The sequence below is a fragment of the Streptosporangium lutulentum genome, assembly GCF_030811455.1.
Classification (GTDB): domain Bacteria; phylum Actinomycetota; class Actinomycetes; order Streptosporangiales; family Streptosporangiaceae; genus Streptosporangium; species Streptosporangium lutulentum.
On the sequence record NZ_JAUSQU010000001.1, the window covers coordinates 6,647,438 to 6,660,262 of the forward strand.

The 12,825-nt window shown below is 67.7% G+C and carries 12 protein-coding genes and 1 tRNA gene; 1 reads left to right on the plus strand and 12 read right to left on the minus strand.

Going from position 1 to position 12,825, the window contains the following annotated elements; translation table 11 throughout:
* Window positions 1–408: 408 nt before the first annotated feature.
* The 10 genes from J2853_RS29410 to J2853_RS29455 form a co-directional block, all read right to left on the minus strand.
* Window positions 409–924: an Rv1363c family protein gene (locus tag J2853_RS29410; protein ID WP_307563583.1), complete on the minus strand. Its 516-nt coding sequence runs from the start codon at window positions 922–924 to the stop codon at window positions 409–411.
* Complete coding sequence (locus J2853_RS29415) at window positions 921–1,430, minus strand: Rv1363c family protein (RefSeq protein ID WP_307563585.1); 510 nt, start codon at window positions 1,428–1,430, stop codon at window positions 921–923. Before J2853_RS29415 ends, J2853_RS29410 begins: the two co-directional genes overlap by 4 nt.
* Before the next feature lie 523 nt (window positions 1,431–1,953).
* Complete coding sequence (gene rplL / locus J2853_RS29420; RefSeq protein ID WP_307563587.1) at window positions 1,954–2,343, minus strand: 50S ribosomal protein L7/L12; 390 nt, start codon at window positions 2,341–2,343, stop codon at window positions 1,954–1,956.
* Between the two features lie 80 nt (window positions 2,344–2,423).
* The gene (gene rplJ / locus J2853_RS29425; RefSeq protein ID WP_307563589.1) at window positions 2,424–2,948 is read right to left on the minus strand and encodes a 50S ribosomal protein L10; all 525 of its coding nucleotides are present in this window, start codon (window positions 2,946–2,948) and stop codon (window positions 2,424–2,426) included.
* Between the two features lie 332 nt (window positions 2,949–3,280).
* The gene (locus J2853_RS29430) at window positions 3,281–4,111 is read right to left on the minus strand and encodes an SCO4651 family lipoprotein (protein WP_307563591.1); all 831 of its coding nucleotides are present in this window, start codon (window positions 4,109–4,111) and stop codon (window positions 3,281–3,283) included.
* A gap of 151 nt (window positions 4,112–4,262) precedes the next feature.
* On the minus strand, window positions 4,263–4,976 hold the full coding sequence (gene rplA / locus J2853_RS29435) for a 50S ribosomal protein L1 (RefSeq protein ID WP_307563593.1): 714 nt from the start codon (window positions 4,974–4,976) through the stop codon (window positions 4,263–4,265).
* Between the two features lie 177 nt (window positions 4,977–5,153).
* Window positions 5,154–5,585: a 50S ribosomal protein L11 gene (rplK, locus tag J2853_RS29440; protein ID WP_307563595.1), complete on the minus strand. Its 432-nt coding sequence runs from the start codon at window positions 5,583–5,585 to the stop codon at window positions 5,154–5,156.
* 116 nt (window positions 5,586–5,701) lie between these two features.
* Window positions 5,702–6,604: a transcription termination/antitermination protein NusG gene (gene nusG, locus J2853_RS29445; protein WP_307563597.1), complete on the minus strand. Its 903-nt coding sequence runs from the start codon at window positions 6,602–6,604 to the stop codon at window positions 5,702–5,704.
* Between the two features lie 68 nt (window positions 6,605–6,672).
* Entirely contained in the window at window positions 6,673–6,921 is a 249-nt protein-coding gene (secE, locus tag J2853_RS29450; RefSeq protein WP_307563599.1) for a preprotein translocase subunit SecE, read from the minus strand.
* A 74-nt stretch (window positions 6,922–6,995) separates the two neighbouring features.
* A tRNA-Trp gene (locus J2853_RS29455) sits at window positions 6,996–7,068 on the minus strand.
* A 280-nt stretch (window positions 7,069–7,348) separates the two neighbouring features.
* On the opposite strand from J2853_RS29455, the gene J2853_RS29460 reads away from it, so the two are divergent.
* Complete coding sequence (locus tag J2853_RS29460; protein WP_307563601.1) at window positions 7,349–8,560, plus strand: pyridoxal phosphate-dependent aminotransferase; 1,212 nt, start codon at window positions 7,349–7,351, stop codon at window positions 8,558–8,560.
* A 237-nt stretch (window positions 8,561–8,797) separates the two neighbouring features.
* Here J2853_RS29460 and J2853_RS29465 read toward each other — a convergent pair whose 3' ends face one another.
* The gene (locus J2853_RS29465) at window positions 8,798–10,813 is read right to left on the minus strand and encodes an ATP-binding protein (protein ID WP_307563603.1); all 2,016 of its coding nucleotides are present in this window, start codon (window positions 10,811–10,813) and stop codon (window positions 8,798–8,800) included.
* A 26-nt stretch (window positions 10,814–10,839) separates the two neighbouring features.
* Window positions 10,840–12,789: an ATP-binding protein gene (locus tag J2853_RS29470; protein WP_307563605.1), complete on the minus strand. Its 1,950-nt coding sequence runs from the start codon at window positions 12,787–12,789 to the stop codon at window positions 10,840–10,842.
* Window positions 12,790–12,825 lie beyond the last annotated feature (36 nt).

Here is a 12,825-nt window from a genome sequence, read left to right on the forward strand (position 1 = left end):
ACACGCACGCCAGACGACCATGCATCAGAGCACCAAAAGAAGCGGGTCGTCAAAGGGCAGCGCAAAGGGGCAGTGTAGCCGAACGGCACACACCTGTCCACTTCAGTCTCGCTGCAAGCTCCACGTTGGTCGCAGCATCGCCCGTCATCGCCGAAACGTCAAGCCCGCGAGCCGACATTTCGGCCAAGCAATAGCCGAGATGCTGGGAGTTTTCCCACCGGATGACTTACGCACACCACCGCGCCCAAGAGGGTACCCCGACCTGGTGCGGTTGACGCTCAGTCACACGACGGTTCGAACGCTAGCCGATGTTCGACCGACGATCGACGCTGCCGTGGCTGATGTACCCCCCGGCCTACACATCTCAAACCGAAGCTTTACTAACAATTGAGTAACCCGCCACGCCGACTAGGGTCTCGGAGGGCTTCCGAGCAGCGTGGACAGCTCCGCGACCAGCCAGCGAGAATCCTTTTTGACCATGACGAAAAGGGCTCGATTCTGGCTGACCTGCCGCCGGGGCTCCTTCTCCCCCGGGAGGGTCTTCACGATGCTCATGCTCATGAACAACAGCACCTCGACCCGGCCGGATTCCGCCGACTCCACTCCTGCCCCGGCCACCGTCGCCTGCTGCACCGTCCGCTCTTTCCTGGCCTGGGGCACCAGGGTCGTGGCAAGCTGCTTATAGTGCCAGGTGAGGCCTCCGGCGGTGTATTCGCCCGCTCTTGCGAAATCCTGTTCGATTGTACGATAGTCGTAGGACAGCATGGCGGAGGCGACCGAGCGGGCCGCGGCGAGGGCCTCCGCCCCTGCCGTCTCCTGCTCGCGCAGCCGGCTCAGATCGGCGAACATGATCCAGATAACCGCCGTGAGCGCGAGCGCCACGGCGACCAGCATCCAGATCACCAACAGGGAGACACGCCTCACAGGACCACCTCCGCCTTCGACACGAGCCATACCCCTCCGACCTTGGTGACCTCCATGTTCCACCGGTAGAACCGCTCCTGTGGAGCGTTCTTACCGCCGTCCATCCGGATCAGGGTGTCCCCCACGACCATCACCTGAGCCGTGGTCCCCTTGAGCGAGACCAGCCCCGTGGCGCGCAGCGCACCCGCCTGGACCACTTTCTCCTTGACCGTGGTCTCCTTGAGCTCCGCGGCGGTCCTGGCGTACTCCGCTCTGGCCGCTCCGGTGGAGGTGTCCAGGATGCGTTTGATGTCCGCGTCGACGCTCTGATAGCTGACGGAGAGCAGATTGACCGCGTGCACCCCCGCCACCCGCATCGCCGCCTGCCTGTCGTCGGCCGCGGCTTGAGCGTCACGCAGATCCCTGCCGATCCAGAAGGCCGCGGCCAGCAACGCCACGATCAGCACGCCCAGAACCGGTCCGGCGATCCCCAGCGGGCGACGGGGCCGGGCGGCATGTACTGCCATGCGTTCTCTCCCATCGCACGGTCTCCGGAACGCCGGCCGGTGAGCACGGAACCCTGGAACACGGAACCCTGTCCGTCCGAACCGACAAGCCCCCGGTCGCCGGATCATAACCCGCCGCACACATCCGCATGGAAGGCTTTCGCCACCGGTCTCACACCGCGCCGCGCCCGCACCGCGCCTTCCAGGCGGCCAGGAGGGTCCGCGAGCGCGAGAGCGGGAACGCACAGGCGGGAGGAGCCCTCCGTCACCCTTCTCGCGCCTCCCTCGCCCTCCTCGCGAGCCTGGGAGGTCTCCGGGCGGAAAAACCGGGGAACGAGGCCGGAGGCTCCCGTCGTCCGCCTCACGCCCCTGTGGGGCCCGGAAGGTCTCCGAGACGAAACCCGAAGAACGGGCAGAAGGCTCCCGTCTCACACCTTTCCCGCGGATCCGGAGGACCTCCGGGCGCGGGAACGGGCAAACAAAAAAGAGCGGACCACCGGCACCTGGTGGACCCGCCCTTTTCTGATGAAGCGAACTGCGTGACTTACTTGACGGTGACGCTGGCGCCGGCGGCCTCGAGAGCGGCCTTGGCCTTCTCCGCCTGCTCCTTGTTGACCTTGCCGTCGAAGACGGACTTGGGAGCGCCGTCCACGAGGTCCTTGGCCTCCTTGAGACCCAGGCTCGTCAGAGCGCGGATCTCCTTGATGACCTGGATCTTCTTGTCGCCGGCGGCCTCGAGGATGACGTCGAACTCGTCCTGCTCCTCGACCTCTTCGGCAGCGGCGCCGGCGGCACCGGGGACGGCGGTAACGGCGACCGGGGCGGCGGCCTTGACGTCGAAGGTGTCCTCGAAGAGCTTCACGAAGTCGGACAGCTCAAGGAGAGTCATTTCCTTGAAAGCGTCGAGCAGCTCGTCGGTGCTGAGCTTCGCCATGATGATTCCTCCGTATGAATCTAACTACTAAGAAATGGGACCGCGGTGTGCGTTAATCCCCTGTGACCGCTTACGCGGACCTACTCGCCGGCGCCTTCGCGCTTGACGCGCAGGGCCTCGGCCAGCTGAGCCATGTTGGTGGGCAGCGCGTTGAAGACAGCGGCCGCGTGGCCCTGCTTCGCCTTCAGAGCGCCGGCCAGCTTCGCGAGGAGAACCTCACGCGACTCGAGGTCGGCAAGCTTGCTGATCTCGGCCGGGGTCATCGCCTTACCGTCGACGACACCGCCCTTGATGATCAGGAGGGGATTGGCCTTGGCGAAATCACGCAGACTCTTGGCAGCCTCGACCACGTCGCCGTTGACGAAAGCGATCGCCGACGGACCCGCGAGCAGGTCGTTGAGCTGGCTGAACCCGGCCTCATTGGCCGCGATCTTGGTCAGCGTGTTCTTCACCACGGCGAAATTCGCATTCTCACCGAGGGAAACGCGCAGCTGCTTGAGCTGGGCGACGGTGAGACCGCGGTATTCGGTCAGAACGGCAGCGTTGGAGCCGTCGAAGCTGCTCTTGAGCTCGGCTACTGCCGTTGCCTTTTCTGCCTTCGCCATGGGCCTCCTTCCAGATGTGCCGCCGGCGTGAAGGCCCATAAAAGCGAACAAGCCCCGGCGCAGGCGCACGGGGCTCACATAAGGAGGTTAATCCAGATGAAAACTCACATCACAACCTGCGCAGGCCGTCCACTTGGGTGGATCCTTGGGTCACCAGGCCATGAGGCTTGATGACGACCGGCGGTCTTCGGCGTTGACAGCTTACGTCCTGATCAGGACTTGTGCCAAATCAAACCTCGAACCCGGGTCGAATCGAGGCAGGACCCCGCACCGGAGCGGGGAAAGGCCCGCGCCCCCGGCCGTCGGCCGGGGGCGCGGGTCGTGCGTGAACGTCAGTTTCCGACGTGGTTCTTCGGCAGCTCGCTCACCTGGTCGGCGGGCGGGGCGGTGATCTCCACGGGCTCGTTGAAGCCCTTGAAGAACGCCGTCAGGTTGAACGTGGCGCCCTGCTGGGCGCCGCTCAGCGCGACCTTGCGCGGCAGGCTCTGGGCGTCGGCCCAGAAGTCGAACTTCACGTTCTTGGCCTGCGAGAGGTCCCGCTGGAGCTGCGCGCTCTTGGCCGGGTCGATCACCTGTGCGGCTTCGGCCACCGGGAAGGTGCCGCTGTAGTGCGTCGTGTCGACTCCGCCGACCGTCTCGGTGCCGACGGCCTTGACGTCCTTCGACGCGGTCAGCAGCTTGACGGTGCTCGCCAGGTCGAACTGCTGGATCTGGTCCATGAAGCCCTTGATCCCGGCCTGCTCCTTGGCGTTGACGTCGGTGAGCGACACCTTGACCCAGGGCTTGGCCGCGCCCGCGAACTTGTTGAGGAGTTGCGACTTCACGTACACGGTGTCACCCGACAGGATGGCGCGGGCGCCGCCCGGCACGTTCTGGCCGCCGTAGGTGATCGTGTCCAGCTTGACGTCCGTCGCGAGCTGGGGACGGCTCTGGTAGAGCAGACTGCCCTGGATCTTGCTCGTGCCCTTGTCGCCGCCGGTGGCCTCGAGAGCCACGTCGGCGGAGTAGGAGGTGACCGCCTCAGCCTTCTGCACACTCTGCTGTACCGCCTCGGCGGCGGCCAGCTTGACGTTTCCGAGGGAGCTGGTGCTCTGCGCACCGCATCCCGCGACCGCGACCAGCGCGGCCCCTCCCAATGCAAGTGCGGGAGCCAATCGACGCATTCGCCTTCACCCTTTCGTGTCCCCCGATGAACTTGTCTATGACACTACGTGGCGAGAAAGTCGATCGCGTCCTCCATGAGAACGAAGAAACAACAAAAGACCTCAACCGAATGGCCATTCGGTTGAGGTCTTTCGAGAAAAACGGTTTATATCAGGCGTCGAGCTCTGCGGCCAGGCCGCGCGTCGCGTTGGGGTCGACCGGAATGCCGGGGCCCATGGACGTGGCGAACACGACCTTCTTGATGTAACGGCCCTTGGCCGCGGACGGCTTCAGACGCAGCACCTCGTCGAGGGCGGCGGCGTAGTTCTCGATGAGCTGACGCTCGCCGAACGACACCTTGCCGATGATGAAGTGCATGTTCGCGTGCCGGTCGACACGGAACTCGATCTTGCCGCCCTTGATGTCGGTGACGGCCTTGCCGACGGCCGGCGTGACGGTGCCGGTCTTGGGGTTCGGCATCAGACCACGCGGGCCGAGCACGCGGCCCAGGCGGCCGACCTTGCCCATGAGGTCCGGGGTGGCGACGACCGCGTCGAAGTCGAGGCGGCCCTTGGCGACCTCTTCGATCAGCTCGTCGGCACCGACGATGTCGGCACCCGCGGCGCGGGCCTCCTCGGCACGGTCGCCGGTCGCGAAGACCAGGACCCGGGCGGTCTTACCGGTGCCGTGCGGGAGGTTGACGGTGCCGCGCACCATCTGGTCCGCCTTGCGGGGGTCGACGCCCAGTCGCAGAGCGACTTCGACGGTGGCGTCGAACTTGGCGACGTTGGACTCCTTGGCCAGCTTGGCGGCTTCGGCCGGGGAGTACAGGTTGTCGAGGTTGATCTTGGCCGCTGCTTCGCGGTATCCCTTGCTGCGCTTCACGTGCTCACTCCTATGGATCCGAGTGTCCGTGGTGCGGGCCAGCGCCTGGCCCCTCCACTTACTTCGACGGTGGGGTGACGAACGCGCTCCAGGTCGCGTCCGACGCCGGGCTCCTGGCGGGTGTCACGGATCCTGGTGGATGTCCGCTTCACCGCCGGCCCGGGTGGTCCGGTACTGCTAGTCGACGATCGTGATGCCCATCGACCGGGCGGTGCCGGCGATGATCTTCTCGGCCGCCTGAACGTCGTTGGCGTTGAGGTCCTGCATCTTGGTCTCGGCGATCTGGCGCAGCTGCTCCTTGGTGAGCTTGCCGACCTTGTCCTTCTGCGGGACGGCCGAGCCCTTCGCCACGCCGGCGGCCTTCTTGATCAGCTCGGGCGCCGGAGGCGTCTTCGTGATGAAGACGAAGGTGCGGTCCTCGAAGATGGTGATCTCAACGGGGATGATGTTGCCGCGCTGGGCTTCGGTGGCAGCGTTGTACTGCTTCACGAATTCCATGATGTTGACGCCGTGCGGACCGAGGGCGGTACCGACCGGCGGTGCGGGGGTGGCCTGGCCAGCGGGAAGCTGGACCTTGACCAGTGCCGCGATCTTCTTCTTAGGAGGCATGGTTCTCTCCGGGTCCTCATCGGGTTAGTGCGGCTCCCACGCAGACACGGGGAGCATGTCGGTGGGCCGCGCTTCGCGAAGCACGGCCCCCGAACGACTTAGTTTATGTGATCGAGTCAGATCTTCGAGACCTGGTTGAACGAGAGCTCAACCGGAGTCTCACGACCGAAGATCGACACCAGCACCTTGAGCTTCTGCGACTCGGCGCTGATCTCACTGACCGTGGCGGGCAGGGTCGCGAACGGGCCGTCCATGACGGTGACGGACTCGCCGACCTCGAAGTCGACGGTCGCGGCCGAGGCCTTGGCGGTCGACTTCTTGACTTCCTCGGACGGCTCCGGCGCCAGCAGCTTGGCGACTTCTTCGAGGCTCAGCGGGCTCGGCTTGTTGGACAGGCCGACAAAGCCGGTCACACCGGGCGTGTTACGCACCGCGGACCAGGACTCGTCGGTCAGTTCCATCCGGACCAGCACGTAGCCGGGCAGCACGCGCTCCTTGACGAGCTGGCGCTTGCCGCTCTTCACCTCGGTCACGTGGTGGGTGGGCACCTCGACCTGGAAGATGTAGTCCTCCATGTTGAGGGACTGCGTGCGGGTCTCGATGTTCGACTTCACGCGGTTCTCGTAACCCGCGTAGGAGTGGATGACGTACCACTCGCCGAAGAGGCTCCGCAGGTGGTCCTTGAACTCCTCGACCACGTTGACCTCGGGGAGGACGTCGCCGTCCTCGTCGACGGCGCCCGCCTCCGCGACCGCTTCGTCGTCGTCGGCCTCGTCATCCTCATCGGACTCGAGGTCACCGTCCTCGTCAACGACACCGGCCGCTGCCGCGACCTCGGTGTCATCGTCGGCGGCCTCGGCCTCTTCGGCCTCGGTTTCAGCGTCGACGTCGACGTCGGATCCGGCATCGACGGCCGACTCAGCGGACTCGTCGAGCGAACCCTTCGTCACATCGACGGCTTCCGACTCGTCCACGCGCTCCGCGCGGGACTCGCCAGCCGACTGTGAAGACTCGGACACTGTGACTCATTCTCTTTCCGTCGATGGGCTGAATGGACTGATCGAGGGACGACCCGCCGGATGCCGGCTCAGGCTCCGCCGAAGATTCGCAGCACACCCTCGGTGAACACGTAGTCCAGCAGGGACACGATTCCGATCATGATCACAACGAAGACCAGAACGATGATGGTGTAAGAGATGAGCTCCTTGCGCGTAGGCCAGATGACCTTACGCAGCTCAGCTATGATCTGCCGATAAAAAAGGGCGGGAGAAGTACGCTTGGTCTTCTTCTCACCACTCGGCTTGTCTGCGGTTTCGCCGCGCGTGTCGATCGCCACAGTCCTCACCTGATCCGTCGAATCCAACGCATATCAGCGGCGCGCTAGACGCCAGATGCGCGGACCGCTCCTCGCAGGGCACGAAGGACTCGAACCTTCAACCGCCGGTTTTGGAGACCGGTGCGCTACCAATTGCGCTAGTGCCCTAAGACATGAACCACCATACATCGGTTGGACCGAAGTTTGGCCGCGGCTCACGGTCTCACACCGCCGGTTCAGGCATTCGGCGGAAAGACCACGTCGGATTCTACGTCGGAATGGCCACTACGTCGAACCGGCGGACGATTGCCCAGATCAAGCCCAACTGACGTGCTTGTACGGCTTGTCGCGGGCCGTCCGCCTCCTGGAGGCCGTACGGCCGCCGCGGGGCCGCCCGCATCCTGGATAAGCGACGGAAACGACGAGGCCGATCTGTAAGCATGGGCGTATGACCCGTCCTCGCGTCTCCGCGCGCATCTCCGCGATCTCCGAGTCCGCCACGCTCGCCGTGGACGCCAAGGCCAAGGCGATGAAGGCGGCGGGCCGCCCGGTCATCGGCTTCGGCGCCGGCGAGCCGGACTTCGCGACTCCCGGCTACATCGTCGAGGCGGCCGCCGAGGCGTGCCGGAACCCGCGGTTCCACAAGTACACGCCGTCGGGCGGCCTCCCCGAGCTCAGGCAGGCCATCGCCGACAAGACGCTCCGCGACTCCGGCCACCGGGTCGACGCGGCCCAGGTGCTGGTCACCAACGGCGGCAAGCAGGCCGTCTACCAGGCGTTCGCCACGCTGCTCGACCCCGGTGACGAGGTCGTGGTCATCGCCCCCTACTGGACCACCTACCCCGAGGCCGTCAAGCTGGCAGGCGGGGTCCAGGTCGACGTCGTGACCGACGAGACCACCGGCTACCTCGCGAGCGTCGAGCAGCTCGAGGCGGCACGCACCGACCGCACCAAGGTCCTGCTGTTCGTCTCCCCGTCCAACCCGACCGGCGCGGTCTACAGCCCCGAGCAGGTCGAGGCGATCGGCCGCTGGGCCGTCGAGCACGACCTGTGGGTCGTCACGGACGAGATCTACGAGCACCTCACCTACGGCGACGCGACGTTCACGAGCATCGCCACCGCCGTTCCCGAACTGGGCGACAAGGTCGTCGTGCTGAACGGCGTCGCCAAGACCTACGCGATGACCGGCTGGCGGGTGGGCTGGCTGATCGGCCCCAAGGACGTCGTGAAGGCCGCGACCAACCTGCAGTCGCACGCCACCTCCAACGTCTCCAACGTGGCCCAGGCCGCGGCCCTGGCCGCCGTCACCGGCGATCTGTCGGCCGTGGCCGCGATGCGCGAGGCCTTCGACCGCCGCCGCCGGACCATGGTCCGGATGCTCGGCGAGATCCCGGGCGTGCTCTGCCCCGAGCCCCTGGGCGCGTTCTACGTCTACCCGTCGGTCAAGGAGCTGCTGGGCGGAGACTTCGGCGGCAGGCGCCCTCAGACGTCCGCCGAGCTCGCCGAGCTCATCCTTGAGGAGGCCGAGGTCGCCCTCGTTCCCGGCGAGGCCTTCGGCACCCCGGGTTACTTCCGCCTGTCCTACGCCCTCGGCGACGACGACCTCGCCGAGGGCGTGAGCCGGATCGCCACGTTCCTGAGTGAGAGCCGCCGGCCGTGACCGCGGGCGAGACCGGTCCCCGCGAATCCGGGGCCGGGCCTTCCAGACGCGAGAGGCCCCGGCAAGCCTGACTTTCAGGACATAGGCCACGTGGCCTCGCTCGGCACAAGACCGTGGCCGGATCTTCAGGACATGGGCCACGTGACCTCGCTCGGCACAGGGCCGTGGCCGGACCCTCAGGGCATGGGCCGGGGTGGCCCGGCTCGACGAGGTGGAAGACCGCCCTTTCCGGGCGGGTCAGGCTTTCAGGGCATAGGCCACGGTGGCCTCGATGGGGGAGGCCATGCCCTCCCTGAACGCCGTGTCGTAGTCGGCCGCGCCGATCAGCTCCAGGGCGCGGGTCGCGGCGCCCTGGCGGAGCGTGGTCATGGCGTCGGCCCCGAGGCCGGGCAGGCCGAAGGTGATCCAGATGCGCTGGGCGGCGCCCAGGAGCCAGGCGGCGCGCCCGCCGTCACCCGCGGCGGCGGCGACCCGCGCGAGCTGGTCGACGGCGAGGACGGTGCCGACCACGTCGCGCAGCTGCCATTTGATCTCCAGTGACGTCCGGGCGGCCCTGGCCGCCTCGGCGACCTCGCCACGGTTGAAGAGAGCGAGGGAGAGCGCGTAGTCGCAGAGGGAGCGTATGGACAGCTCGCCGTGGTCCTCGCAGCGGAGGCGGACCTCCCTCAGAATCTCCACCGCCTCGTCGAAGTCGCCGCCGAACGTGGCCGCCATGGCGAGGAGCAGTGGAACGGACGGCTCCCCCGCCGAACCCAGCTCCACCTCCTTGAACTTGACCGCCCCCTCCAGCGCGTACGCCCGCGCACCGTCGAGGTCGGCGGTGAACAGGCAGCTGCCGGCGAGACGGAGGTAGGCGTTCGCCTCCGCCTCCGCGTCGCCGTACCGCCGCGCGTTCTCGACGCACTCCTCGGCCCGGCTGCGGGCCAGGACCATGTCCCCCTGGACGAGCGCGAGGTGGGCGACGACCCAGAGGGTCCTGGATTTGACCGGGTCCGGGCCGGGAGAGCAGGCGGCCAGTGCGCGTTCGAGGTAGTAGCGGCCCTCCCTGATGAGGCCCAGATGGCACCAGAGCACCCACAGGGCTCCGCCCAGTTCCAGGGCCGCCCGATGGTTGCCCGCGTCAAGACAGCGGTTGAGGGCCGTGCGGAGGTTGGGGAGTTCCTTGTGCGCCCAGTAGGCCCATTCGAGCTGGCGCGGGCCGTACCACTCGGCGTCCATCCGGCGGGCGGCGGACAGGTAGTGGTCACGGTGCCGGCGGATCATGAGCTTGCCCTCGCCGAGCTCGTTCAGCCAGTCGCGCCCGTAATCCCTGATCGTGTCGAGCATGCGGTAGTGATCGCCCACCCGCGCGAGGACGGACTTCGTCGCGAGCGAGGAGAGCACGGCGGGTACGTCGGGCAGGCGCTCGTCCTGGCAGACGCCGCAGGCCGACTCGACGTCGAAAGCGCCCGCGAAGACCGACAGGCGGGCCCAGAGCAGGCGTTCGGCGGGGGTGCACAGCTCGTGGCTCCAGCCCGCGGCGGTGCGCAACGTGTGGTGGCGGATGAGGAGCCCCTCGCCGTCGGCCAGCAGCTTGAACCGGTCGTCGAGCTGGTCGGCGAGCTGGGTCGCGGACAGGCCGCGCATGTGGCTGGCCGCCAGCTCGATGGCGAGCGGCACCCCGTCGAGCCTGCGGCAGAGCCTGGCGACGGCCATCATGGCCCGTTCGTCCGTGCGCAGCCCGGGCGCCACGGCCTTCGCGCGGTCCAGGAAAAGGCGCATCGCGTCGTAGCGGGCGAGGTCGGCGGCCTCCGGCGGGGGGACGGGGAAGGGGTTGACGACCATGACGACCTCCAGCGGGAGGCCCAGCTCCTGACGGCTGGTGGCGATGATCCGGACATCGGGCGCGCCGGTCAGGATGGAGACGATCAAATCGGCGCACGGACCGGCCAGGTGCTCGCACGTGTCGAAGAGGAGAAGCAGGCGCCGCTCGGCGAGAAACTCGGTGAGCGTCTCCAGGACCGGGCGTTCGGACTGCGGGTGCAGGCCCAGCAGCCCGGCGACGCGACCGGCGAGCAGATCGCCGTTGATCTCCGACGACAGCTCGGCCACCCAGACGCCGTCGGGATAGTCCTCACGCACGTTCTGCGCGGCTTTCAGAGCCAGCCGCGTCTTACCGACCCCACCGGCGCCGTGCAGGGTGAGCAGGCGCGTCCGGGCGAGGAGCTTCCCGATCTCCTCCAGCTCGTCGGCCCGGCCGACGAAACTGCTCATCTCAACCGGAATGTTCCCCCGCGAGATCAAGAAAGGGCTCCCTGGAGCGCGTGGTCCACCGCCGTCCGAAGATCGATCGACTCTCCCGACGCGCGCAGCCGCTCGAACTCCGCCCTGCCCATCCGCCCGCGCAACCTCAACTCCGCCTTGCGGAGCAGGCTCTCGATCAGGGGGGAACGGCTGGGCGGGATCTCGGCGTTCTCCCATGCGGCACCGGACGCGCCGAGCATGGTCGCGGCGAACGTGTCGTTCACGTCGGCCTCGGCGATCACGACGAACACCTCGAGCGCCTCCATGAGGGAGATCGTGTCGCCGAACAGCCGGGCGCCGCGCAGGGCGCTACGGGCGGCCACCACGGCGGCGGCGGTGTTGCCGAGGAGGTGCTCCGCCTGGGCGAGCAGGAGATCCAGGCGGATGAGGGTCCAGTAGTCACCGCAGGACTCGCAGAGCTCGCGGCCCTCGTGGAGAACGGCCACGGCCTGGTCGTGGCGGCCGGTGAGCATCATCGCGGTGGCGACGACCGTGTAGGTGGGCAGGAAGCCGGGGAAGACGTTGCCGGTCGATCGGTGGCGCACCCGCGCGTGCTGGATGAGCTGGAGCGCCTCCACCACGTCGCCCTTGACTACCGCCAGGTGAGCCTTGAACTGGCTGACGTAGGCCGTGGCGTAGCCGTCGGAGTCTTCCGCGGCGCATTCGGTGAGGATGCGCTTCGCCCGTTCGAGGTCGCCGCGCTGGATCGAGACCCAGGCGTGCACCCACAGCGCCTTGACCCGCTCGGGGCTGGGGGTGTGGTCGAGATCCAGCCCGCGCTGGAGCAGGTCGTCCCCGGGAGACTGCATGCCGCAGCACGCCCACAGGAACCAGAGGTTGCCGACCAGGTCGAGGCCCTTGCGGTACTCCGAGGGCCGGGAGTAGCAGTATTCGATGGCCCCGCGCATGTTGGCGCATTCGAGCACCAGCCTCCGGTACCACTCGAGTTGCTTGCCCTGCCAGCTCATCTCGGCGCGGGCGGACAGGCCGAGGAAGTGGTCGCGGTGGCGCCGTCCCGTCTCGTCCGTCTCGCCGAGGCGTTCCAGCCAGACGGCGCCGAACGCGCGGACGGTGTTGAGCAGGCGGTAGCGGACGCCGCCCTCGCCCTCCTCGCGGGCGAGGATCGACTTGTCGAGCAGGCCCAGCAGCGCGTCGAGAACCTCCTCGACGCCGAGCGCGCCGCCCGCGCAGACGCCTTCCGCGGCTTCGAGGTCGAAGGTGCCGGAGAAGACCGAGGCCCGAGCCCACAGGAGGCGTTCCTGCGGGCTGCAGAGCTCGTGGCTCCAGCCGTAGGCGGCACGCATGGAACCGTGCCGCCGGGTGCCGGAGGCGGTGGCGAAAACGTCGGCGGCCCCCGGGCCGGGGCCCGCCGCGGCGAGCTCGATCGCCAGAGGCAGGTTGTCGAGCCGTTTGCAGAGTTCGGTGGGATCCGTCTCGCTGAGCCTGCCGCCGGCGAGGATGGTGAGCAGGTGGACGGCGTCGTCCTCGGGCATGCCGCCGACCGGGTAGAGGTGCTCGCCGGGCAGCCCCAGCCGCTGCCTGCTGGTGCTCAGGACCCGCAGCCCCTCGACCGATCGCAGCAGCAGGCCGATCAGGGCGCCCACGGCGCCGACGACGCGGTCGCAGGTGTCGAGAACGATCACGCTGCGGCGCGGGACGAGTTCGTCGATCAGGGATCGCAGGACGGGCACGTCCGGCTGCCGGCGGACGCCGATCGCGTCGGCGAGCATCTCGGTCAGGGCGTCCAGGTCCGCGGGGGCGTCGGCCAGTTCGACGACGTGGACGTCTCCCGGGAGCTCGTGTTCCAGGGTTCTGGCGAGGCGCAGCGCGATACAGGTCTTCCCGGCGCCGGCGGGACCGGTCAGTGTGACGTGACGCACCCTTTCGAGCAGGGTGGAGACGTCGGCCAGTTCGGTCTTCCTGCCGACGAAGACGTCCGCTCTCATGGCAGCCCCAGCATTGTCCTGACTACACGTGCCCCT

Excerpts from the sequence above, each read along its gene's own strand:
- J2853_RS29430 (WP_307563591.1), bottom strand. The coding sequence starts at position 4,111 with ATGCGTCGATTGGCTCCCGCACTTGCATTGGGAGGGGCCGCGCTGGTC.
- rplK (WP_307563595.1), bottom strand. The coding sequence starts at position 5,585 with ATGCCTCCTAAGAAGAAGATCGCGGCACTGGTCAAGGTCCAGCTTCCC.
- J2853_RS29415 (WP_307563585.1), bottom strand. The coding sequence starts at position 1,430 with ATGGCAGTACATGCCGCCCGGCCCCGTCGCCCGCTGGGGATCGCCGGA.
- J2853_RS29465 (WP_307563603.1), bottom strand. The coding sequence starts at position 10,813 with ATGAGCAGTTTCGTCGGCCGGGCCGACGAGCTGGAGGAGATCGGGAAG.
- J2853_RS29460 (WP_307563601.1), top strand. The coding sequence starts at position 7,349 with ATGACCCGTCCTCGCGTCTCCGCGCGCATCTCCGCGATCTCCGAGTCC.
- J2853_RS29470 (WP_307563605.1), bottom strand. The coding sequence starts at position 12,789 with ATGAGAGCGGACGTCTTCGTCGGCAGGAAGACCGAACTGGCCGACGTC.
- rplL (WP_307563587.1), bottom strand. The coding sequence starts at position 2,343 with ATGGCGAAGCTCAGCACCGACGAGCTGCTCGACGCTTTCAAGGAAATG.
- rplJ (WP_307563589.1), bottom strand. The coding sequence starts at position 2,948 with ATGGCGAAGGCAGAAAAGGCAACGGCAGTAGCCGAGCTCAAGAGCAGC.